A 21125-nucleotide genomic window follows, 5' to 3' on the forward strand; every position below is an offset into this window, starting at 1 on the left:
AGCGGTCAGAGGCGGTCGGCGAGCAGCCGCTCGATCACGACCGCCACCCCGTCCTCGGTGTTGGCGGCCGTACGACCGGTGGCCGCGGCGAGCACGTCGGGGTGGGCGTTGCCCATCGCGTAGGAGCGGCCGGCCCAAGTCAGCATCTCCAGGTCGTTGGGCATGTCGCCGAAGGCGACGACCTCCTCGGGCGAGATGCCGCGCTCGGCGCAGCACAGCGCCAGCGTGCTGGCCTTGGAGACCCCGGCGCCGCTCAGTTCGAGGAGGGCGCTGGGGCTGGAGCGGGTGACGTTGGCGTGGCCGCCGATCGCGACGCGGGCCGTGGTGAGGAACGCGTCCGGGTCCAGCTCGGGGTGGTAGGCGAGGATCTTGAGGACGGGCTGGTCGGCGTCCGGTCCGTTCGGCGCGAGCAGTTTCTCGGCGGGCAGCAGGTTGTCCGGTATCTCCATGTGCAGCTTGGGATACGCGGGCTCCTGGTGGAAGCCGTAGGTCTGCTCGACGGCGAACACCGTGCCCGGGGCCGCCTCGCGCAGCAGCCCCACCGCGGCGAGCGCGCTCTGCCGGGTCAGCTCGCGCACGGTGACGAACCGGTGGGCGCCGGGGCCGCCGTGCAGGTCGACCACGGCGGCGCCGTTGCCGCAGATCGCGAGCCCGTGGCCGTGGACGTGGTCGGCGACCACGTCCATCCAGCGGGCCGGGCGGCCGGTGACGAAGAAGACCTCCACCCCCGCCTCCTCGGCCGCGGCGAGCGCGGCGACGGTCCGCGCGGAGACCGTCTTGTCGTCGCGCAGCAGGGTGCCGTCGAGGTCGGTGGCGATCAGCCGGGGCGGCGGGCCTACGGCGCCTCCTTCTCCTGGCGGGGCCGAGAACGCGGGGGATACCGGGGGCGTCCCCGGCTGTCTGGTCGCTGAGGTCACCCGGTCATTCTCGCGCATATGCGCGCACGGTCGTGCGGGACTCCGCACATATGAGGACCGGTTGGGGTCAGAACGGGTCACATCCGGCCACGGGCCGAGGTGCTTCGGGTCCGCCAACGGAGATCGGCCAGGCGCCGCCCGAGGCACGTCATGCCCTGCCGGCCCACGCCCACCGTGCCCGCCGACCGAGACCGGTCGTGCCCGCCGACCGAGACCGGTCGTGCCCGCCGACCCAGGCCATGGAGCCCGTCGGCCCAGGCCCGGCAGGCCCGCCGCCTCGGGCCGTCGGTCCGCCGTCCGAGGCCGCAGGCCCGCCGCCCCCCGCCCCCGCCGTCAGCCGAGCTGTGCCGCCGCCTCCATCGCGATCCGCTCGAAGACCTTCTGGTCGGCGGCGAAGTCGGAGTCCGGGATCGGCCAGTGGACCACGATCTCGTCGAAGCCCAGCTCCCGGTGGCGCCCCGCGAAGTCGACGAACGCGTCCAGCGACTGGAGCGGCCCGGTGCGGTCGGGGGTGAAGCCGGTGAGCAGGATCTTGTCCAGCTCGGCCACGTCCCGGCCGGCCTCCGCGCACGCCTCGCCGAGCTTGGCCATCTGGCCGCGCAGCGCCTCGACCGACTGCTCGGGGGTGCCGTTCTCGTACAGCTTCGGGTCGCCCGTGGTCACCCACGCCTGGCCGTACCGGGCGGCCAGGCGCAGCCCGCGCGGGCCGGTGGCCGCCACCGCGAAGGGCAGCCGGGGGCGCTGCACGCAGCCGGGGATGTTGCGCGCCTCGACGGCCGAGTAGAACCGGCCCTCCTCGGTGACCGCGCCCTCGGTGAGCAGTCGGTCGAGCAGGGCCACGAACTCCGCGAACCGGTCGGCGCGCTCACGCGGGGTCCACGGCTCCTGGCCGAGCGCGGTCGCGTCGAAGCCGATGCCGCCCGCGCCGACGCCGAGGGTGATCCGGCCGTCGGAGACGTCGTCCAGGGAGATCAGCTCCTTGGCGAGGGTCACCGGGTGCCGGAAGTTGGGGGAGGTGACGAGTGTGCCCAGGCGCAGCCGCGAGGTCGTGGCGGCCGCCGCCGCCAGCGTGGGCACCGCGCCGAACCAGGGGCCGTCGCGGAAGCTGCGCCAGGACAGGTGGTCGTAGGTGTACGCGGCGTGGAAGCCCAGGTCCTCCGCGCGCTGCCACTTGGCGCGGCCGCCCTCGTGCCAGCGGTCGACGGGAAGGATCAGGGTGCTCAGACGCAGACTCATGGCGTCGAGCCTACGTGGCCGGTGAGGAGGGCCCGGACGCCCGCGAAAGCGCCCGCGGCCCCGTCACCGGCCCTCGGTGAACCGCAGATACCGCGCCGGTACGGAGTCCGTCAGCCAGACGCCGTTCGCGCTGACGCGGAAGACATGGCCGTCGCGGTGCATGGCCGCCGCGTCCACCGCGAGGACGACCGGGCGGCCGCGCCGGGAGCCGACCCGGGTGGCCGTCTCGCGGTCGGCCGAGAGGTGGACGTCGTGGCGGCTCATGGGTCGCAGCCCCTCCGCGCGGATCGCGTCCAGGGAGCGGGCGACGGTGCCGTGGTAGAGGTACGGCGGCGGGGTCGCCGGGGCCAGCCCCAGGTCGACCCGCACGGTGTGGCCCTGGCTGGCGCGGATGCGGGTGCCCTCGACCGCGTAGCGCTTCTTGTCGTTGACGGCGACGACATGGTCGAGTTCCGCGCGCGTGAACGGGAATCCGTGGGCGGCGGCCGCCGTCATCAGGGCGTCGATCTCGACCCAGCCGCCCGCGTCCAGCGTGAGTCCGATGCGTTCGGGCTGGTGGCGCAGGTGCTTCGAGAGATACTTCGACAGCTTTACGGTACGTCTGTCATCCATATTTCCTTACGTTCCCTCTTTTCTGTTTCGTCTTTTACCTGCTTTCTCGATTTCATGATGTACATGAAGAGACGTAGGTCACGCACTCGATTTTCGCCAGAAGGTTTGATCCACAGCCAAGTTCAGTTATCCACAAAGAAGTTGGCGATTCTGTGGACAACTGACGCCCGCTTCAGGACAGTTGGCCTGTTCTGTGCCACGGCGTCCAGAATCGTGTTGGCGGCCTTCTCCGGCGGCCAGTTGGCGCCGGGCGCCGCGGCGACGACGGTAACTCCAATGTCCCGCATGGACAGTTCGGCGCGCAGACGATCCGAAAGATCCGTCACAGTGGACCCGATATTGACGATGTGACCGCCCTGCCCCCGCGACACCATGTGCGCCCCGAAAAGGCGGCAACTGTGCAGCGCACCGAAGACGTTGGCCTCCAGTGCCGCCCGCCAGTCGTCGGCGGGGGCGGTGAGGAGGGAGTCCGGGAGGTCGACGCCCGCGCCGTTCACCAGGACGTCCACCACACCGTGTTCGCCGTGCACCCGCGAGGCCAGCTTCTCCACGGCCTGCTCGTCGGAGACGTCCACCGACTCCGCCCAGGACCCCGACGCGCCCAGCAGGCGGGCGAGTTCGGCCGTGCGCGCAGCCGCCGCCGGGTCGCGGTCCACGGCCACCACGCGCGCGCCCGCCTCAGCGAAGGCGAACGCCGTCGCCCGGCCGATGCCGTCACCCGCACCCGTGATCAGCACCAACTGTCCGGCGAAACGGTCACCATGGCGCCCCTCGGGTTCGGCGGCGGGCGCGCCCTTCTCGACCGACTCCGCGAATTCGGTGATCCACAGCGCCAGTTGATCCGGCCGGGTACGGGGAATCCAGTGCCTGGCCGGAAGCACGCGCCGGACCAGCCGGGGCACCCACTGCTCCAGGTCGTCGTAGAGCCGCGGGGAGAGGAACGCGTCCCCCTCGGGCGTGACGAGCTGCACCGGCACGTGGGCGTGGGCGTCCGGGCGCGGTCTGCGCAGCCGGGTGCGGACGTTGTCCCGGTAGAGCCAGGCGCCGTGGGCCGCGTCCGAGGGCAGGGAGGCGGTCGGGTAGCCGTCGGCCGGGACCTTCTCCGACCGCTGGAGGAGGGCGGGCCAGCGCTTGCCGAGCGGTCCGCGCCAGGCGAGTTCGGGCAGCACGGGGGTGTGCAGCAGATAGACGTACCAGGACTTGGCGCCCTGGCCGAGGAGTTGGCCGATCCTGCGGGGCGTCGGGCGCTTCACGCGCGCGTTGATCCAGTGCCCGAAGTGGTCGAGGGACGGACCCGACACGGAGGTGAAGGAGGCCACGCGGCCCCGGGTGCGGGCGACCGTGACGAACTCCCAGGACTGCACCGATCCCCAGTCGTGGCCCACGAGATGGACCGGCCGGTCCGGGCTCACCGCGTCCACGACGGCCAGGAAGTCGTCCGTCAGCTTGGCGAGCGTGAAGCCCCCGCGCAGCGGCTTGGGCGCGGTCGAACGGCCGTGGCCCCGGACGTCGTACAGCACCACGTGGAAGTCGCGGGCGAGCCGGACGGCGACCTCCGACCAGACCTCCTTGCTGTCCGGGTAGCCGTGCACCAGCACCACCGTCGGCCGTGCGGTGTCGCCGAGTTCGGCCACACACAGTTCGATCCCGCCGGTCCTGATCCGGCGCTCGCGCGCACCCTCCAGCATCACTTCTCCTCCGCCCAGCGCCGCACGTGCGGCAGATCGTCGTCCAGCCAGAAGGCGCTCTCGTCGGGGTCGCGCGAATCCGTGACCACCAGGATCTCCTCGAACTTGGCTCCCGTGCTCCGGAATCCGAGGTGGGGCTCGACCGCCCACAGGCCCGGGTGCGGCGGGTGGTCGGAGAAGCGGTACGGCGACCACAGGGGCGACCAGCCCTCGCGGTGGCCGTGCACCGCGTCGCTCAGCAGGCCCTTGAGGGACTGGGTGCCGAAGCCGAACACATGGGGCGCGAAACGGCGTTGACGCACGCGGTCGACCTTGTGGGCGATCACGCCGAAGGGGTAGGCGCGGTGCCGGTTGGCGTACCCCTGGCGGGTCATGAGCCGCTCCACGTCCGTGTAGATCTCGCGCAGCGGGCGCCGCTCGCGCACCTCGCGCAGGATCAGCGCGCGGTGCGCCTCCAGGTCGGCCATGAGACGCCGTTGCAGCGGGTTGCCGCCGAGGGCGCCCGAGTAGCCGATGTCGGCCGTGTACCCCTCGTACACCGGGGCCAGGTCCAGGATGAACGGCATCCCGGGCTCCAGGGCGCGGTCGGTGGGGAAGAACTGGAGCGGTATCCGGAAACCGGTGAACGCCGTCCGGTCACCGAACCAGGCGAACGGCAGGTGGAACCAGTCCCGCACCCCGTGCTCGTACAGCCACCGCCGCTGCATCCGGGCCGCCTCCCGCTCGGTGACGCCCGGCTCCAGACGGGCCGCGACCGCCTCCGCGCACTCGTAAGCGAGCCGCTGCACCCGCTGGAAGCCCCGCAATTCGGCGGAGAGTTCACTCACTGCGCTCGTCATGCCGCCCGTCCCGTCGATGCCACGTCCTCGTCACCCGACCCCGCTGAATCTCGCAGTTGTTAGAGGCGGCGTCAATAGGGGAGATCACCGGGGTGACCCCCAGAGGTCCCGCGACCCCCGTCCCCGGGAACGCGGGCCCCCGTTCCCCGGAACCCGGCCCCCGGGCCCGTCGCGCGTACGCCCCCTAGGGCCACGTACTACCGGAGTCTGACTCCAAGACGGCTCTGAGGTCTGACGACCGGCGTGGTCCGCGTCACTACCGTCGGGGACGTGACTGTGATCGCGACCGAGAGCCTGAGCAAGCGGTACCCACGGGTGACCGCTCTCGACCGGCTGTCCGTGGACATCGGACCCGGTGTGACCGGACTCGTCGGTGCCAACGGCGCCGGCAAGTCCACCCTGATCAAGATCCTCCTGGGTCTGTCCCCCGCCTCCGAGGGCCGTGCCACCGTGCTCGGCCTCGACGTGGCGACCGAGGGCGCCGCCATCCGGGAGCGGGTCGGGTACATGCCGGAGCACGACTGCCTGCCGCCCGACGTCTCGGCCACCGAGTTCGTCGTGCACATGGCCCGCATGTCCGGACTGCCGGCCGCCGCCGCGCGCGAGCGCACCGCGGACACCCTGCGTCATGTCGGCCTCTACGAGGAGCGGTACCGCCCCATCGGCGGCTACTCGACCGGCATGAAGCAGCGGGTCAAGCTCGCCCAGGCGCTGGTGCACGACCCCCGCCTGGTCTTCCTGGACGAGCCGACCAACGGCCTCGACCCGGTCGGCCGCGACGAGATGCTCGGCCTGATCCGCCGCGTCCACACCGACTTCGGCATCTCCGTCCTGGTCACCTCGCACCTGCTCGGCGAGCTGGAGCGCACCTGCGACCACGTGGTCGTCGTGGACGGCGGCAAGCTGCTGCGGTCCAGCTCCACCACCGACTTCACCCAGACCACGACGACCCTCGCGATCGAGGTCACCGACAGCGACACCCACCCCGACGGCACCCGCGCCCTGCGCGAGGCGCTCGGCGCCCGCGGCCTCGACACCGAGGACGAGGGCGGCGGCCTGCCCGGCGCCGGACACATCGTCCTGGTGACCGCGAGCGGCGACGAGACCTACGACCTGGTGCGCGACGTCGTCGCGGACCTCGGACTCGGCCTGGTGCGCATGGAGCAGCGCAGGCACCGCATCTCCGAGGTGTTCACCACCGCCGACGAGCAGCGGAAGGAGGCCGCCGGCCATGGCGGTTGAGCACCCCATCACCGAGTCGGCGGGTTCGCCCTCCGGCGACCAGTCCCGCATCCACGACATCGGCTACCGCGGCTACGACGGTCCCCGCCTCGGCCGCGCCTACGCCCGCCGCTCGCTCTACTCGCAGTCCCTGCGCGGCGCCTACGGCCTCGGCCGCTCGGCCAAGTCCAAGGTGCTGCCGATGCTGCTGTTCGCGGTGATGTGCGTGCCCGCGGCCATCATGGTCGCCGTCGCGGTGACCACCAAGGCGCACGAACTGCCGGTCCCCTACAGCCGGTACGCGATCATCATGCAGGCCGTCATCAGCCTGTACGTGGCCTCGCAGGCGCCCCAGTCGGTCTCGCGCGACCTGCGCTTCAAGACCGTGCCGCTGTACTTCTCGCGGCCGATCGAGACCGCCGACTACGTGCTCGCGAAGTTCGCGGCGCTCGCCTCGGCCCTGTTCGTCCTCACCGGCGGACCGCTGCTCGTGCTCTACGTGGGCGCGCTGCTCGCCAAGATGGGAGTGGCCCACCAGAGCGAGAAGTTCGGCCAGGGCGTGGTCTCGGTGGCCCTGCTCTCCCTGCTGTTCGCCGGGATCGGTCTGGTCATCGCCTCCATCACCCCGCGCCGCGGCTTCGGCATCGCCGCCGTCATCGCCGTCATGACGATCTCCTACGGCGCGGTCTCCACGCTCCAGGCCATCGCCGACGTCCAGGGCAACAGCGGCGCGGTGCCGTGGATCGGGCTGTTCTCCCCGGTCACCCTGATCGACGGCATCCAGTCGGCACTGCTCGGCGGCGCGTCGTCGTTCCCCAGCGGCGTCGGCCCGTCCACCGGCGAGGGCTTCGTCTACCTGATCGTCGTCCTCGGGGTCATCGCCGCCTGCTACGGCCTGCTGCTGCGCCGCTACAAGAAGGTGAGCCTGTGACCGCCCGCCCGTCGCCCGCCACCACCCTTCCAAGGAATGGGCTGCGCCCATGAGCACACTCTCCATCGACCACGTCTCCCGCTGGTTCGGCAACGTGGTCGCCGTCAACGACATCACCATGACGATCGGCCCCGGCGTCACCGGTCTGCTCGGTCCCAACGGTGCCGGGAAGTCCACCCTCATCAACATGATGGGCGGCTTCCTCGCCCCCTCCACCGGCACGATCACCCTGGACGGCCGCCCGGTGTGGCGCAACGAGTCCGTCTACCGGGACATCGGCGTCGTACCCGAGCGGGAGGCGATGTACGACTTCCTCACCGGGCGCGAGTTCGTGGTCGCCAACGCCGAGCTGCACGGGCTCGGCGACCGGGAGGCGCAGCGCGCCCTCGCCACGGTCGAGATGGAGTACGCGCAGGACCGGAAGATCTCCACGTACTCCAAAGGTATGCGGCAGCGCGTGAAGATGGCCTCCGCGCTCGTCCACGACCCCTCGCTGCTGCTGCTCGACGAGCCGTTCAACGGCATGGACCCGCGCCAGCGCATGCAGCTGATGGACCTGCTGCGCACCATGGGCGACGAAGGCCGCACCGTGCTGTTCTCCTCGCACATCCTGGAGGAGGTCGAACAGCTCGCCCGGCACATCGAGGTCGTCGTCGCCGGACGGCACGCGGCCAGCGGCGACTTCCGCAAGATCCGCCGCCTGATGACCGACCGGCCGCACCGCTACCTGGTGCGCTCCAGCGACGACCGGGCGCTCGCGGCCGCGCTGATCGCGGACGCGTCCACGGCCGGCATCGAGGTGGACTCCTCCGAGGGCGCGCTGCTCGTCCAGGCCGTCGACTTCGGCCGCTTCACCACGCTGCTGCCGAAGGTCGCCCGCGACCTGGGCATCCGGCTGCACACGGTCTCGCCGTCGGACGAGTCCCTGGAGTCCGTCTTCTCGTATCTGGTCGCGGCGTAGGAGGCCGAAGATGTACGACCCCACCGTCGCCCGGCTCACCTACCGAGCCCTGCTCGGCCGCCGCCGGGCCCTCGTGCTCGGCGTGCTGCCGCTGCTGCTGATCGTCATCTCCGCGATCGTCCGCGGTCTGACCGGCGCCGACGACCAAGTGGCCGCCGACGTCCTCGGCGGGTTCGCGCTCGCCACCATGGTGCCCATCATCGGCGTCATCGCGGGCACCGGCGCCATCGGACCGGAGATCGACGACGGCTCCGTGGTCTATCTGCTGTCCAAGCCGCTCAAGCGGCCGGCGATCATCTTCACCAAGCTGATCGTCGCCATCGCGGTCACCATGGTGTTCTCCGCCGTCCCGACCCTGATCGCGGGTCTGATCCTCAACGGCAACGGCCAGAACATCGCCGTCGCCTACACGGTCGCCGCGCTCGTCTCGTCCATCGCCTACTCGGCGCTGTTCCTGCTGCTCGGCACGGTCTCGCGCCACGCCGTGGTCTTCGGGCTCGTCTACGCGCTGGTCTGGGAGGCGCTGTTCGGCTCCCTGGTGGCCGGTGCGCGCACCCTGAGCGTCCAGCAGTGGTCGCTCGCGGTCGCCCACAAACTCGCGGGCGGCGACCTGGTCACCTCCGACGTGGGGCTGACGACGGCCACCGTGCTGCTGGTCGCGGTGACCGTCGCGGCCACCTGGTTCGCGGGGTGGAAGCTGCGGTCGCTGACGCTGGCGGGCGAGGAGTAGGTGCGGGGCCCCGGGCGCTTTGACGGGGCCTTCACTCCCGGCTCGGCACACTGGAAACACGTTGGGACATGGCGCGGAGGTGCGCGGATGAGCGAGCGGACACCGCAGGACGACGAGCCGGGACGGGACGGCCTCGACGCCTGGGACGACGTGGTCCTCGACGAGGAGTTCATACGGGACGCCGAGACCGTCGAGCCCTCCGCCCGCGCCCGGATGCTCGCCGCCCGCTGGCGCGCGGAACGGCCCGAGCCGCAGCCGTGGCGTTCGGACGAACCGCCCGCCGGCTGGTTCTTCAGCCGGGCCCGTCGGCGCAGGTGGCGCCGCCGTTAGCGCCGGTAATTCGGTGGCGCCCCCGCGCGGCGCCGGGGCACAGTAGGGGTGCCCCATCCGCCGGGAACCCCCCGGCGCACCCGAACCGGGAGAGGAGTGAGGACGATGCCTCTGCACGGCAGTACGTCCGACTCCCGACAGGGTGGCCCGAGGCGGACTCCGGTGTAGTTCCCACCGTCGAGCCCGCTCCGCACAGGGAGCCACCCGGGGCGGCCGCTTCGAGCACGCGAAGTCGCTCTCGCGTGGGCCGCCCACCCGGAGGATTGGCCGAGTGGCAAGGCACCGGTTCGCTGAACCGCGGTCGGGTGTGACAGCCCGCGCACGTTCGATCCGTGCATCCTCCGCATGACCTTGTCGGGCGGGACCGTTCCGGTCCCGCCCGTCGGGCGTTCAGGCTCGCTCGGAGAGCAGCCGCTCCAGGACCACCGCGATGCCGTCCTCCTCGTTGGAGGCCGTCATCTCGTCGGCGACCGCGCGCAGGTCCTCGTGCGCGTTGTCCATCGCGACGCCGTGGGCGGCCCAGGAGAACATCGGGATGTCGTTCGGCATGTCGCCGAAGGCGATCGTGTCGGACGCCTTCATGCCCAGGCGGCGGGCCGCCAGGGAGAGGCCGGTGGCCTTGGACAGGCCGAGCGGCAGCAGCTCCACGATGCCCTCGCCGGCCATGACGACGGTGACGAAGCCGCCCGCGGCGCCCTGCGCGGCCTCGGCCAGCTCGTCGCTGTTCAGCCGGGGGTGCTGGATGTAGAGCTTGTTCAGCGGCGCGGCCCACAGGTCGGACACGTCGGTGAACGGCGTGCTCGGCAGGGTGCCGGTGACCGCGTAGCCGGGGCCGACCAGCACGTCGCCGTCCAGTCCGTCCCGGCTGGCGGCGATGTACAGCGGACCGACCTCCGCCTCGATCTTCGCCAGCGCCACCCCTGCCAGCTTGCGGTCCAGGGTGACCGAGGTGAGCAGGCGTCGCTGCCCCGCGTCGTAGACCTGGGCGCCCTGGCCGCAGACCGCCAGGCCCTCGTAGCCGAGGTCGTCCAGTATGTGCCGGGTCCAGGGGACGGCGCGGCCGGTGACGACGATGTGCGCGGCGCCCGCCTCCGCGGCGGCGGCCAGCGTCGCGCGGGTGCGCGGCGAGATGGTGCCGTCGCCGCGCAGCAGCGTGCCGTCGAGGTCGGTGGCGATCAGCCGGTACGGGAGTCCGTCGCTCACTTGGCGGTCGGCTCCAGCACCTCACGGCCGCCGAGGTACGGGCGCAGCACCTCGGGGACGCGGACCGAGCCGTCGGCCTGCTGGTGGTTCTCCAGGATCGCCACGATGGTGCGCGGTACGGCGCACAGCGTGCCGTTGAGCGTGGCCAGCGGCTTGACCTGCTTGCCGTCGCGCATACGGATCGACAGGCGGCGGGACTGGAACTCGGTGCAGTCCGAGGTCGAGGTCAGCTCGCGGTACTTGCCCTGGGTCGGGATCCACGCCTCGCAGTCGAACTTGCGGGCCGCGGAGGCGCCGAGGTCACCGGTGGCGACGTCGATCACGCGGAACGGCAGCTCGAGGGAGGTCAGCCACTGCTTCTCCCACTCCAGCAGGCGCTGGTGCTCGGCCTCGGAGTCCGCCGGGTCGACGTACGAGAACATCTCCACCTTGTCGAACTGGTGGACGCGGAAGATGCCGCGGGTGTCCTTGCCGTGCGAGCCGGCCTCGCGACGGAAGCACGGGGAGAAGCCCGCGTACCTCAGCGGCAGCTTGTCGGCGTCGATGATCTCGTCCATGTGGTACGCGGCGAGCGCCACCTCGGAGGTGCCGACCAGGTAGAGGTCGTCCTTGTCCAGGTGGTACACGTCCTGCGCGGCCTGGCCGAGGAAGCCGGTGCCCGCCATGGACTGGGGGCGCACCAGGGCCGGGGTGAGCATCGGGGTGAAGCCCGCGGCGGTGGCCTGTGCCATGGCCGCGTTCACCAGAGCCAGCTCCAGGAGGGCGCCGACGCCGGTGAGGAAGTAGAAGCGGGAGCCGGAGACCTTGGCGCCGCGCTCGGTGTCGATCGCGCCGAGGAGCTGGCCGAGCTCCAGGTGGTCCTTGGGCGCGAAGCCCTCGGCGTCGAAGTCACGGATCGTGCCGTGCGTCTCCAGCGTGACGAAGTCCTCCTCGCCGCCGACGGGCACGCCGGGGTGGACGAGGTTGCCGAGCCGGAGCAGCAGCTCCTGGGTCTCGGCGTCGGCCGCGTCGCGCTCGGCGTCGGCGGCCTTCACGTCCGCCTTGAGCTGCTCGGCGCGCTTGAGCAGTTCGGCCTTCTCCTCGGGAGCGGCCTTGGGGATCAGCTTGCCGAGCTGCTTCTGCTCGGCGCGCAGCTCGTCGAAGCGGACGCCGGAGGACCTGCGCCGCTCGTCGGCAGAGAGGAGGGAGTCGACGAGCGCGACATCCTCTCCACGGGCGCGCTGGGACGCGCGCACACGGTCGGGGTCCTCACGAAGCAGGCGAAGGTCAATCACGGAGCCAAGGCTACCGGTGCGGGGGGACGGGCCGGGAATCACTTCCCGGTTCCGCTCTGCAAAGATCGTCCGGAGTACCCCGGCTTGCCCGGACTCCCTTGCGGTGGGCGGCACTTGGCGGGCGCCTTGTCCACAGGAATCCACACCCGGGGAAAAGTTATCCACAGGCTGTGCGAAAGGGCTGTGGATTTCGGAATTGATCACTCCGGAAGTCGGCACGAGTTCGAGGAATTACCGGCTCAAACGCGCATGACACCCACTTTCGGGCGTAGATAGGTCGCCCTAAATGGTGAATCGAAGGAATCAGGTGGACCAAAGCCGATAGGCATACGGATGGCTGATCTTGGGTCGGCTAGGGCGATATGTCGACCGTAGGACCTGTTGTTGTCGACTTGTCCCCAGGTCGAGAAGCTGACCTGTGGATAACTTCTGTGGACAACGCCGAGGCGGCTAGAACCGGCCGTCCTGGCAGCCCGCCACCCAGTCGGCCGCCGCCAGGAACTCCTGGTCCGACATGCCCGGCGGGGTCGGCTTGGCCTCCCCGGGCCTGATGTCCGCGCGCGGATAGGAGCCGAGGAAACGCACCTGGAGGCAGATCCGCTTCAGGCCCATCAGAGCCTCGGCCATGCGACGGTCCGAGATGTGCCCCTCGGCGTCGATGCAAAAACAGTAATTCCCGATACCCGCCCCGGTCGGACGCGACTGGAGCAGCATCAGGTTGATCCCGCGCCCCGCGAACTCACCCAGAAGGTCGCGCAGCGCACCCGGGTGGTCGTCCCGCTGCCAGAGCACCACCGAGGTCTTGTCGGCGCCGGTCGGCGCGGCGGGCCGGGCGGGGCGGCCGACCAGCACGAACCTGGTCTGCGCGTTCTCCGCGTCGTGGATGCCGGTCTCCAGCGGGACCAGGCCGTACCGGGCGGCGGCGAACTCGCCCGCGAAGGCCGCGTCGTACCGGCCCTCCTGGACCAGCCGGGCGCCGTCCGCGTTCGAGGCGGCGGACTCCCAGAGGGCGTCCGGGAGGTGGGTGCGCAGCCAGTTGCGGACCTGCGGCTGGGCGGCCGGGTGGGCGGTGACCGTCTTGATGTCGGCCAGCTTCGTGCCGGGGCGGACCAGCAGCGCGAAGGTGATCGACAGCAGCACCTCGCGGTAGATCATCAGCGGGCGGCCGGCGACCAGCTCGTCCAGAGTGGTGGTGATGCCGCCCTCGACGGAGTTCTCGATCGGCACGAAGGCCGCCTCCGCCTCGCCGGTGCGCACCGCGTCCAGCGCGGACTGCACCGACACATAGGGGATCAGCTCACGGGTGGCCGCCTCCGGAAGCGTGCGCAGGGCGACTTCGGTGAAGGTGCCTTCGGGACCGAGATACGCATAGCTCGCTGGCATGACCTCACCCTAATGGCCGCGCGGGAAGCAGGCTCGGGCGTCTCACGACGGCCACTCGCACGGGTGTTTTCGATCGCCCGGGACCACCTGTGTGTCACCGGCCATCACCGCTACCGCTGTCACCGGCGGCCACTCCACGGCCTCAGCCCTCCAGCAGCCGCTGCCCCACGTACTCGCCCTTCTCCGCCCCGCCCGGCACCGCGAACAGGCCGCTCGACTCGTGCCGCAGATAGGTGGAGAGCGCGTCCCCCCGGTCGAGCTTGCGCTGCACCGGGACGAAGCCGCGCAGCGGGTCCGCCTGCCAGCAGATGAAGAGCAGCCCGGCGTCGGGCGTGCCGTCCGCGTCGTAGCCGTCGTGGAAGGAGAAGGGCCGCCGCAGCATGGCCGCGCCGCCGTTGCGGTCGGGCCGGGTGATCCTGGCGTGCGCGTTGAGCGGCACCAGGTACTCGCCGTGGGCGTCGGTCTTCTCCAGGTCCATCGGCGTGGTCTCGTCGCCGCCGGACAGCGGGGCACCGTTGGACTTGCGGCGCCCGACGACCGCTTCCTGGGCCGTGAGCGACAGCTTCTCCCAGTCGTCCAGCAGCATCCGGATGCGCCGGACGACCGCGTAGGAGCCGTTGGCCATCCAGGCGGGCTCCCCCGAGGCGGGGACGAAGATCCGCTGCTCGAAGTCGGGCTCGGCGGGCTTGGGGTTGCGGGTGCCGTCGATCTGGCCCATGAGATTGCGGGCCGTCATGGGGTGGGCGGTGGCGCCGGGCGAACGGTTGAAGCCGTTCATCTGCCAGCGGATCCGGGCCGCGCCGCCCGCCTCCTTCTGGAGGGCACGCAGGGCGTGAAAGGCGACCAGGGAGTCGTTCGCGCCGATCTGGACCCACAGGTCGCCGTCGCTGCGGGACTTGTCGAGGTGGTCTGAGGAGAAGGCGGGCAGCGGGTCCAGTGCGGCAGGGCGCTGCTTCTCCAGGCCGGTGCGGGCGAAGAAGGAGTGCCCGAGGCCGAAGGTGACGGTCAGCGAGGAGGGTCCGGCGTCGCGGGCCACGTCGGTGTCGTCGTGCGGGGCGGGCTCGCCCGCCATCAGCCGCTCCGCCGTCGTCGACCAGCGGCGCAGCAGGGCGGCGGCCTCCTTGCGGCCGGCGCCGGGCGCCAGGTCGAAGGCGATGAGATGGCCGCGTGCCTGGAGCCCGTCGGTGATTCCGGGCTGATGTTTCACGTGGAACATCGCCCGGTCCGAGCCGAGGGAGGTGAGGGGAGCCGCGGGAGCGGGCGCGGCGGCGTACCCGACGGAGGCACCCGCCGCGCCGAGGACGATGCCGGTGGCCCCGGCGGTGCCGAGCAGGGTGCGCCGGGAGACGCCCGGGGCGCCGGACTGCTCCGGTGCCGGGGTCTCGGGGGCCTTACGGGTCTGGGGGACGGACGGGTCGGGCATGGTGCGGTTCAGCCGATCTGCGCGTTCTTGGAGACGGTGACCTGGTCGATGTCGGAGGTGCGCACGGTCACGGCGACCTTCCAGTCACCGGCCACGGGGATCTGCACTCCGGTGGCGGCCCAGTGGCCGCGCGTGATGTGCTCCGCCTTCACGGTAAGGGGGCCGATCTTCTTGGCCTCCTGGGTGAGGGCGACCTTCACCTCGGGGACGTCGTAGGGGCGGCCGTCGGGGCGCTGGACGTAGACGTGCATCTCGTTGCCGCCGACCCGTGCGGGATCGAAGTCGATGCGGACCAGACCCTTGCCGTTCGTGCCGCCGGTGTCGAAGGCCATGTCGAGCGTCAGCGCGCCGGAGGTGTCGGAGGCCGGGGAGCTGCTGGTGGACGCGCCCGCAGCCTGCGCCTCCTGTTCGGTGCGGCCCGGCTCGGTCTGGGTCAGCGCGGTGGTGACGGCGAGCAGGACGACGGCGACGGCCGCCTCCGTGAGCACCGAGCGGCGCAGTCCGGACCGGTTGGGGTCGGCGTCCCGCAGTCGCTTGCGGCGGGCGTCCTCGACGGCACTGCGCTGCCGGGCGAGCTGGGCGGCGCGCTCGGCGCCGCCTGCGGCGGTGGACGCGGCGCCTTCGACGGCGTCCTTGCTCTGCACGGCGGCGGCAGCGGTGGCGGGCACGGAAGCCGTCTCCGCCTCCGGCTCGTCCTCCGCCCCGGTCGCCGGGTGCTCGGCCAGCCGTCCTGTCCAACGCCGGGAGATTCCCGCGAGGGCGACCATGACGGCCACCAGGCCGATCTTCACCAGCAGCAACTGCCCGTACCGGGTCTCGGTGAAGGCGGACCAGGAACCGAGCTGCCGCCAGGACTGGTAGACGCCGGTGGCGACCAGGGCGAGCACCGAGCCGAAGGCGAGCCGGGAGAAGCGGCGCACGGCGGACGCTTCGAGGGGGGAGCCTGCCGGGGCCCGGTAGAGGGCGACCAGCAGGGAGGTGAGGCCGCCGAGCCAGGCGGCGACGGCCAGGAGGTGGACGATGTCGACCGGTATGGCGATGCCCGGCTGGAGCCCGGTGGAGGCGTGCTCGGCCATGGCCCAGCTCGCCGCGAGCCCGGCCGCGACGACCACGCCGCCGATGGCGAGCCCGAAGCCGAGGTCCCGCTTCTCCTCGGCCTCCTCGCCGGTGGCGCGCTCCTCGCCGGCCGAGTCGCCCTCCTCCTCGTCCCTCCTGGCGTACGCCCCGAAGAGCACGGCCACGAAGAGCGCGGCGGCGGCGAGCAGCAACAGCCGGGAGACGAGCGCGGCCCCGGCCTTGGTCTGGAGCACCTGCCCGAGCAGGGCCAGGTCGAAGACGTCCCCGAAGGTGCCCGAGGAGGTGTACGAGCCGCGCAGGAGCAGCAGCCACAGCGTGGCGCCGGTGAGCGCCAGCCAGCCGCCGACCACCAGCCGCTGCAGCGCCCGCACGCCCGCGCCGCGCCGCCAGCAGGCCAGCACGAAGGCGGCCCCGCCGACCAGCACGATGTACCCGGCGTAGGACACGTAACGCCCGATCGCGTACAGAGTGCCGACCACGCCGCCGCCGGCCGTGGTGGTGCCGGAGACCACGGTCCGGGAGGGCGCCCCGATGGAGAAGGTGTAGGCGCCTGCGACGGGGTGGCTGTCGGCCGAGACGACCTGGTAGGTCACCGTGTAGGTGCCCTTGGCCAGGCCGCTCTTGAGCTGGACCGCGTAGGTGGTCCCGCTGACGTTGGCGGGCTTGCCCCGCTGGACGGGCTTGCCCCTGGGGTCGAGGACCCGCAGGGAGTCGTCGCCCATCGCGACCTGCTCGGAGAAGGTGAGTGACACCTGGGTGGGCGCCTTGTCGACCACCACGCCCTGGGCGGGGTCGCTGCCGGTCAGCGCGGCGTGCGCGGAGGCGGGCGCGGCGCCCGCGAACAGCACGGCGGTGACGGCGAGAAGCAGCAGCACCAGGGGGCGCAGCCGAGGGGTGATGGTCCGCGTCAAGGTGGTCCCTCCCTAGTTGCCGGTCGACGGTGTGTACGTGGCGGACCGCACCGGCATCTCGACGGTGAGCGGCTTGGAGTGGGCGAAGCCCAGCTTCACCGTGACCGTCTGGCCCTCGCGCGGCTTGTGCTTGAGCCCTTCGAACATGAGGTGGTTCGCCCCGCTCTTGAACACCAGGCGGCCGTGGGCCGGGACGGTGAAGGAGGTCTTCTCCGTCATGGCGCCCCCGCTGGTGCTGTGCATGGTGACCTCACCGGCGATGTCGCTGCTGACCGAGGTCAGCTCGTCGGCGCCGCCGCCCTTGTTGGTGACGGTGAGGAACCCGGCGGCCATGTCGGCCGAGACCGGCTGGGGCATGTAGGCGGCACCGGCGGACAGTTCGGGACGACCGCCGGAGTCCGCGCCGCAGCCGGTGAGGGCGAGCGCCCCGGCGAGCGCGGCGAGGGTGGCGGGCAGCAGGGAACGCCTCACGGCTTCGCTCCCCGCACCAGCTTGGGCAGGTCCTTGGTGTAGTCGTCGACCGAGGCGTCCTCGCCGTAGAGGACGTAACCCCCGTTCGTCTTGGGGGAGAAGGCGATGACCTGGGTGCCGTGCACCGAGACGGTCTTGCCGTGCTTGTCCTTGGTCGTCGGCTCCACGGAGATACCGAGGGTGCGGGCGCCCGCCTGGATGGTGGGGAAGTCGCCGGTGAGGCCGATGAAGCGGGGGTCGATCCCCTTGAGCCACTTGCCGAGTTCGGCCGGGGTGTCGCGGCCGGGGTCGGTGGTGACGAAGACGACGCGGAGCTTGTCCTGTTCGGCCTTGGGCAGCGCCTTCATGGCGACGGCGATGTTGCTCATCGTCGTGGGGCACACGTCGGGGCAGTGGGTGTAGCCGAAGTAGACGAGGGTCGGATGACCCTTGGTCTCGGCGCGCAGGTCGTACTTCTTGCCGTGGGTGTCGGTGAGGACCAGGTCCGGCTTCTCGAAGGGCTGGTCGAGGACCGTGGCGGCCTTGCCGGAGTCGGTCTCCGAGGAGACCGACGAGACGGGCGACTTGGCGTCGTCGCCGGAACCGCAGGCGGTCAGGCCGAACGCGGCGGCGGCGAGCAGGGCGGCCGCGGCGAGGGTCCGCTTGCGCGAGGAGAGGAGGACCGAGGGGCGCGGGTCGGGCATGTAAGGCATAGGAGAACTTCCCGGAGGTGAGGAATCCGGCGCGCACCGGGGCCGCATGGGCCACGCGGCCCCGGTGCGCGGACGGGTGGGTCAGGCGGTGCGGCGACGGCCCGCGAGGACGCCGTAACCGATGCCGGCCGCGCCGACGACGATGCCGACGACGCCGAGGACACGGGCGGTGGTGTCGGAGCCGCCGCTCTTGTCGGAGGCGGCGATCTGCCCGGTCTTGTCGTCGCCCTTGTCGTCGGACGCGGCACCGGCCGTGCCGGAGGCGGCGGCCTGGGTGCCGTGGTGGTCGTCCGTGGCGGCGGTCAGCTCCAGCGTCGGGGCCGGGTTCTCCGGCTCGTCCTCGCCCTTCTGCGGCACCTCGATCCAGCGGACGACGTCCTTGTCGGAGTACGTCTGCAGCGCCTTGAAGACGAGCTGGTCGGTGTCCTCGGGCAGCGCGCCGAGCGAGAGCGGGAACTTCTGGAAGTAGCCGGGCTGGATGCCCTTGCCGTCGGCGGTCCAGGTGACCTTGGTGACGGCCTCGGCGATCTTCTCCCCGTGCATGGTGAGCGGCTTGTCCAGCTTGGACTTGGTGACCTTGACGCTCCAGCCGGGCACCGGCTGCGGCATGACCGAGGCGATCGGGTGGTCGGCGGGGAGGTTCACCTCGAGCTTGGTGGTCGAGGCGTTGTCACGCTCGTTGGGGACCTTGAAGTCGACGACCGCGTAGCCGCCCTTGGCGGCGGCGCCCTCGGGCTGCACGGTGACGTGCGCGAAGGCGGGGGCGGACAGGGCGAGGACGGCGGTCGCGGCGACGGCGCCGGCGGCGGCGATCCGGGTGGTGGTACGGGAAACCTGCATGGCGGAGCACTCCACTCTGAGCGAGATCCGATGACGGAGAGGGGTGCGCGTGCGGTCGGTCCGACGCGCGCACGCGCGCGCCGCGTGACGGCGGACCCTCTCCGTCCGGTGCCGGTGCATCCGGTTGCCGGGGAAGCGGTGGTCGCGTCGTGTCAGGCGGCGAGGCGGAACGCGGCGGCCGGCGGGCCGCGCCGGATCACGGAGTGCTGGAGTGCGGTGGTGCGCGGGGCGGGCGGCTCGTCGCGGTCGGCGCGGCGGGCGCGCGGGTCGGGCCCGGTGGCGGGCAGCAGCCCGGTGCACAGGGCACCCGCGAGGGCGAACGCCGCGCGCAGGGACCGTACGAGCGCGGCCTCGGCGACGCCGTGGGCCGAGAGCTCGATCAGCCGCAGCACGGCCAGGTCGCCCCGGCGCAGCAGCCAGCCGACGGCGACGGCCGCCAGGACGTGCCCGAGCAGCATCGGCAGCGAGGGCAGCGACGCGGCGGAGAAGCCGGTCAGGTCGTGGGCGTGCGGGGCGGTGGCCGGCGGGGTGCCCAGGAGGTGGCCGGACGGGTCGATCAGATGCGCGTCGAGCAGCAGTTGATAGGCCCGGCCGGGGCTGAGCGTCGACGGTGTGGAGCCGCACAGCAGCCGGGTGGCCCGCTCGACGAGCACGTCCCGGCTCGGGGCGGCGGCACCCATGGATCCCATGGCGCCCATGCCGCTCATGCGCATGGACCCCATCGAGCCCGTCGCGGCCGTGGCTGCGTGCTGGCCCAGGCCGAACAGCGTGTGCAGCGCGGTCTGGCCGAGCGCGAGGAGTCCGGCGATGGCGGGCAGCGAGCGTGCCCGTCCGGCGAGCGGGGCCATGAGCAGAAGCGAGCCCGCGAACCCCGCACCGAGCGTCCACAGCGGGACGGTCGCGCAGGAGGCCATGGTGTGCCCGGCCGCGGCCAGCACGACACAGACCGCGGCGAACACCGCGGCCCGCAGAATCCGGACCCGGGGTCCGGGGCGCGTCGTGCGCGGCTGGGGGGCAGTCATGGCGGGGCTCATCATCGCACTGCGCGCCCGCGCCCCGTACGCCAGGTGGCCGGATCCGTCGCCCGAGCGCGGCCGCGCGGGACCGGCCGGACACGCGTGGGGCGCACGGGGCCATACACCGATTCGTCCCCGTGCGCATCGGCCCTATGGGCGACCTCACGCTCCGGAAGGGCTTACGCACGCGGAGCGGCGGCAATAGGTAACGGTATGTCGAGCCGCGGCCGGGAGGCTGGAGCATGAGCATCTGGTGGTCCGTCCACTTGCGACGCGAGGCCGCGAGCGTGCCGCTCGCCCGCAGGCTCCTGATCGGCACGATGGAGACGGCGGGTGTCGACCCGGACGTCTCCTACGACCTGTCGGTGGCTCTGAGCGAGGCCTGCGCGAACGCGGTCGAGCACGGTGGCGACGACGTGCGCGGCGGCGGTTCGGAGGCGTACCGGGTGACCGCCTACCTCGACGGCGAGAAGTGCCGTATCGAAGTGGCCGATTCGGGGCCCGGGTTCGGGTCCGTGCCCGACGTCCGCCCGGCGCGGACCGACGCGGAGGGTGGCCGGGGGCTGTGTCTGATCAGCGCGCTCGCCGATCATGTCCACATCGGGACGGGTGCGGGCCGCGGCGGCACGGTCGTGAGCTTCGACAAGGTTCTCAAGTGGAAGAAAGATCCTTCCCTGCTTACGGCATGAGGGGTTCCGTGCGGCGCCCGCGCGGCTAGGGTGCGCGCATGTCTGCGGAACTCATTCAAAACCAGGAAATACCGGGTGGATTCACCCTGCGCGCCCTCGCTCCCGGAGATGCCCCGGGGCTGGCCGACGCCTATACCGACAACCGTGCCCACCTCGCCCCCTGGGAGCCGGTCAGGCCGGACTCCTTCTTCACCGTGCGCGGCCAGGCCGAGCGGATCGAGGGGCTGCTGCGGAGCTGTGCGGACGGAACCGTGGCGCCGTGGATCATCGAGACCCCGGACGGCCGGATCGCGGGGGCGATCACCCTGTCCGGCATCTCCCGGGGCCCCTTCTGCAGCGCGAGCGTCGGCTACTGGGTGGCCGCCGACCGGCAGAACCGGGGGCTGGCCAGCGCCGCCCTGGAACGGGTCTGCGCCCTCGCCCGCGACCGGCTCGGGCTGCACCGCGTCGAGGCGTCCACGCTGACCGACAACACCGGCTCGCAACGGGTCCTGGAGAAGTGCGGGTTCGCGCCGATCGGACTCGCTCCGCGCTATCTGCACATCAACGGCGCCTGGCGGGACTGCCGCCTCTTCCAGCGCGTGCTGCACGACCACGCCCCGGCGGCGCTCTGACCAGGCACACGATCACCCCGGAACGCGCCGGCGGCCGGGCACCCCGAGAGGTGCCCGGCCGCCGCCG

21 protein-coding genes and 1 tRNA gene are annotated in these 21125 nt (G+C 71.9%); 8 read left to right on the forward strand and 14 right to left on the reverse strand.

Features of this window, described 5'->3' with window-relative positions; translation table 11 throughout:
• Positions 1 to 5: 5 nt before the first annotated feature.
• The 5 genes from ACWEEU_RS22505 to ACWEEU_RS22525 form a co-directional block, all read right to left on the reverse strand.
• Entirely contained in the window at positions 6 to 935 is a 930-nt protein-coding gene (locus tag ACWEEU_RS22505; RefSeq protein WP_451734549.1) for an HAD family hydrolase, read from the reverse strand.
• A gap of 315 nt (positions 936 to 1250) precedes the next feature.
• The gene (locus tag ACWEEU_RS22510; protein ID WP_451734551.1) at positions 1251 to 2153 is read right to left on the reverse strand and encodes an LLM class flavin-dependent oxidoreductase; all 903 of its coding nucleotides are present in this window, start codon (positions 2151 to 2153) and stop codon (positions 1251 to 1253) included.
• A gap of 63 nt (positions 2154 to 2216) precedes the next feature.
• Positions 2217 to 2765, reverse strand: coding sequence for an RNA 2'-phosphotransferase (locus ACWEEU_RS22515; RefSeq protein WP_451734553.1), 549 nt, complete (start codon positions 2763 to 2765; stop codon positions 2217 to 2219).
• A 122-nt stretch (positions 2766 to 2887) separates the two neighbouring features.
• A complete protein-coding gene (locus ACWEEU_RS22520; protein ID WP_451734554.1) occupies positions 2888 to 4453 on the reverse strand; it encodes an SDR family oxidoreductase in 1566 nt (521 codons plus the stop codon).
• Positions 4453 to 5292, reverse strand: a complete 840-nt coding sequence (locus ACWEEU_RS22525) for a M24 family metallopeptidase (RefSeq protein ID WP_451734556.1) — start codon at positions 5290 to 5292, stop codon at positions 4453 to 4455. Before ACWEEU_RS22525 ends, ACWEEU_RS22520 begins: the two co-directional genes overlap by 1 nt.
• Positions 5293 to 5568: 276 nt before the next feature.
• Between ACWEEU_RS22525 and ACWEEU_RS22530 the strand changes: the two genes are divergently transcribed.
• The 6 genes from ACWEEU_RS22530 (at position 5569) to ACWEEU_RS22555 (ending at position 9809) form a co-directional block, all read left to right on the forward strand.
• Entirely contained in the window at positions 5569 to 6534 is a 966-nt protein-coding gene (locus tag ACWEEU_RS22530) for an ABC transporter ATP-binding protein (RefSeq protein WP_385747685.1), read from the forward strand.
• The gene (locus ACWEEU_RS22535; RefSeq protein ID WP_385747678.1) at positions 6524 to 7444 is read left to right on the forward strand and encodes an ABC transporter permease; all 921 of its coding nucleotides are present in this window, start codon (positions 6524 to 6526) and stop codon (positions 7442 to 7444) included. The genes ACWEEU_RS22530 and ACWEEU_RS22535 overlap by 11 nt, the downstream gene beginning before the upstream one ends.
• A 49-nt stretch (positions 7445 to 7493) precedes the next feature.
• Entirely contained in the window at positions 7494 to 8405 is a 912-nt protein-coding gene (locus ACWEEU_RS22540; RefSeq protein ID WP_385747680.1) for an ABC transporter ATP-binding protein, read from the forward strand.
• Positions 8406 to 8415: 10 nt separating this feature from the next.
• Positions 8416 to 9135 (forward strand): ABC transporter permease subunit, encoded by a 720-nt coding sequence (locus ACWEEU_RS22545; protein ID WP_451734558.1) that lies wholly within the window; start codon positions 8416 to 8418, stop codon positions 9133 to 9135.
• Between the two features lie 87 nt (positions 9136 to 9222).
• Positions 9223 to 9465, forward strand: coding sequence for an SGM_3592 family protein (locus tag ACWEEU_RS22550; protein ID WP_385747683.1), 243 nt, complete (start codon positions 9223 to 9225; stop codon positions 9463 to 9465).
• Positions 9466 to 9722: 257 nt separating this feature from the next.
• Positions 9723 to 9809: transfer RNA gene (locus ACWEEU_RS22555), tRNA-Ser, on the forward strand.
• A 46-nt stretch (positions 9810 to 9855) separates the two neighbouring features.
• On the opposite strand, the gene ACWEEU_RS22560 is transcribed toward ACWEEU_RS22555, so the two are convergent.
• The 9 genes from ACWEEU_RS22560 to ACWEEU_RS22600 form a co-directional block, all read right to left on the reverse strand.
• Positions 9856 to 10668, reverse strand: a complete 813-nt coding sequence (locus ACWEEU_RS22560; protein WP_451734560.1) for an HAD family hydrolase — start codon at positions 10666 to 10668, stop codon at positions 9856 to 9858.
• The gene (gene serS / locus ACWEEU_RS22565; RefSeq protein WP_385750984.1) at positions 10665 to 11942 is read right to left on the reverse strand and encodes a serine--tRNA ligase; all 1278 of its coding nucleotides are present in this window, start codon (positions 11940 to 11942) and stop codon (positions 10665 to 10667) included. Before serS ends, ACWEEU_RS22560 begins: the two co-directional genes overlap by 4 nt.
• A 450-nt stretch (positions 11943 to 12392) precedes the next feature.
• Positions 12393 to 13325 (reverse strand): prephenate dehydratase, encoded by a 933-nt coding sequence (gene pheA / locus ACWEEU_RS22570; RefSeq protein WP_385750986.1) that lies wholly within the window; start codon positions 13323 to 13325, stop codon positions 12393 to 12395.
• A 142-nt stretch (positions 13326 to 13467) separates the two neighbouring features.
• Positions 13468 to 14748, reverse strand: coding sequence for an iron uptake transporter deferrochelatase/peroxidase subunit (gene efeB, locus ACWEEU_RS22575; RefSeq protein ID WP_451734563.1), 1281 nt, complete (start codon positions 14746 to 14748; stop codon positions 13468 to 13470).
• A gap of 8 nt (positions 14749 to 14756) precedes the next feature.
• Complete coding sequence (locus tag ACWEEU_RS22580; protein ID WP_451734565.1) at positions 14757 to 16736, reverse strand: copper resistance CopC/CopD family protein; 1980 nt, start codon at positions 16734 to 16736, stop codon at positions 14757 to 14759.
• A gap of 12 nt (positions 16737 to 16748) precedes the next feature.
• A complete protein-coding gene (locus ACWEEU_RS22585) occupies positions 16749 to 17207 on the reverse strand; it encodes a copper chaperone PCu(A)C (RefSeq protein WP_451734566.1) in 459 nt (152 codons plus the stop codon).
• The gene (locus tag ACWEEU_RS22590; RefSeq protein WP_451734568.1) at positions 17204 to 17890 is read right to left on the reverse strand and encodes an SCO family protein; all 687 of its coding nucleotides are present in this window, start codon (positions 17888 to 17890) and stop codon (positions 17204 to 17206) included. The genes ACWEEU_RS22585 and ACWEEU_RS22590 overlap by 4 nt, the downstream gene beginning before the upstream one ends.
• A 90-nt stretch (positions 17891 to 17980) precedes the next feature.
• Positions 17981 to 18739 (reverse strand): YcnI family copper-binding membrane protein, encoded by a 759-nt coding sequence (locus ACWEEU_RS22595; protein ID WP_451734570.1) that lies wholly within the window; start codon positions 18737 to 18739, stop codon positions 17981 to 17983.
• A gap of 152 nt (positions 18740 to 18891) precedes the next feature.
• On the reverse strand, positions 18892 to 19761 hold the full coding sequence (locus ACWEEU_RS22600) for a hypothetical protein (protein WP_451734572.1): 870 nt from the start codon (positions 19759 to 19761) through the stop codon (positions 18892 to 18894).
• A gap of 236 nt (positions 19762 to 19997) precedes the next feature.
• Between ACWEEU_RS22600 and ACWEEU_RS22605 the strand changes: the two genes are divergently transcribed.
• On the forward strand, positions 19998 to 20444 hold the full coding sequence (locus ACWEEU_RS22605) for an ATP-binding protein (protein ID WP_385751465.1): 447 nt from the start codon (positions 19998 to 20000) through the stop codon (positions 20442 to 20444).
• A gap of 38 nt (positions 20445 to 20482) precedes the next feature.
• Entirely contained in the window at positions 20483 to 21058 is a 576-nt protein-coding gene (locus tag ACWEEU_RS22610) for a GNAT family N-acetyltransferase (protein WP_451734574.1), read from the forward strand.
• Positions 21059 to 21125: the final 67 nt, after the last annotated feature.

The organism is Streptomyces sp. NPDC005004 (genome assembly GCF_053600675.1).

Bases quoted from the DNA above. Each gene is read 5' to 3' on its own strand.
- ACWEEU_RS22505 (WP_451734549.1), bottom strand. From the start codon at position 935: ATGCGCGAGAATGACCGGGTGACCTCAGCGACCAGACAGCCGGGGACG.
- ACWEEU_RS22510 (WP_451734551.1), bottom strand. From the start codon at position 2,153: ATGAGTCTGCGTCTGAGCACCCTGATCCTTCCCGTCGACCGCTGGCAC.
- ACWEEU_RS22515 (WP_451734553.1), bottom strand. From the start codon at position 2,765: ATGGATGACAGACGTACCGTAAAGCTGTCGAAGTATCTCTCGAAGCAC.
- ACWEEU_RS22520 (WP_451734554.1), bottom strand. From the start codon at position 4,453: ATGCTGGAGGGTGCGCGCGAGCGCCGGATCAGGACCGGCGGGATCGAA.
- ACWEEU_RS22525 (WP_451734556.1), bottom strand. From the start codon at position 5,292: ATGACGAGCGCAGTGAGTGAACTCTCCGCCGAATTGCGGGGCTTCCAG.
- ACWEEU_RS22535 (WP_385747678.1), top strand. From the start codon at position 6,524: ATGGCGGTTGAGCACCCCATCACCGAGTCGGCGGGTTCGCCCTCCGGC.
- ACWEEU_RS22540 (WP_385747680.1), top strand. From the start codon at position 7,494: ATGAGCACACTCTCCATCGACCACGTCTCCCGCTGGTTCGGCAACGTG.
- ACWEEU_RS22545 (WP_451734558.1), top strand. From the start codon at position 8,416: ATGTACGACCCCACCGTCGCCCGGCTCACCTACCGAGCCCTGCTCGGC.
- ACWEEU_RS22550 (WP_385747683.1), top strand. From the start codon at position 9,223: ATGAGCGAGCGGACACCGCAGGACGACGAGCCGGGACGGGACGGCCTC.
- pheA (WP_385750986.1), bottom strand. From the start codon at position 13,325: ATGCCAGCGAGCTATGCGTATCTCGGTCCCGAAGGCACCTTCACCGAA.
- efeB (WP_451734563.1), bottom strand. From the start codon at position 14,748: ATGCCCGACCCGTCCGTCCCCCAGACCCGTAAGGCCCCCGAGACCCCG.
- ACWEEU_RS22590 (WP_451734568.1), bottom strand. From the start codon at position 17,890: ATGCCCGACCCGCGCCCCTCGGTCCTCCTCTCCTCGCGCAAGCGGACC.
- ACWEEU_RS22595 (WP_451734570.1), bottom strand. From the start codon at position 18,739: ATGCAGGTTTCCCGTACCACCACCCGGATCGCCGCCGCCGGCGCCGTC.
- ACWEEU_RS22600 (WP_451734572.1), bottom strand. From the start codon at position 19,761: ATGACTGCCCCCCAGCCGCGCACGACGCGCCCCGGACCCCGGGTCCGG.
- ACWEEU_RS22605 (WP_385751465.1), top strand. From the start codon at position 19,998: ATGAGCATCTGGTGGTCCGTCCACTTGCGACGCGAGGCCGCGAGCGTG.
- ACWEEU_RS22610 (WP_451734574.1), top strand. From the start codon at position 20,483: ATGTCTGCGGAACTCATTCAAAACCAGGAAATACCGGGTGGATTCACC.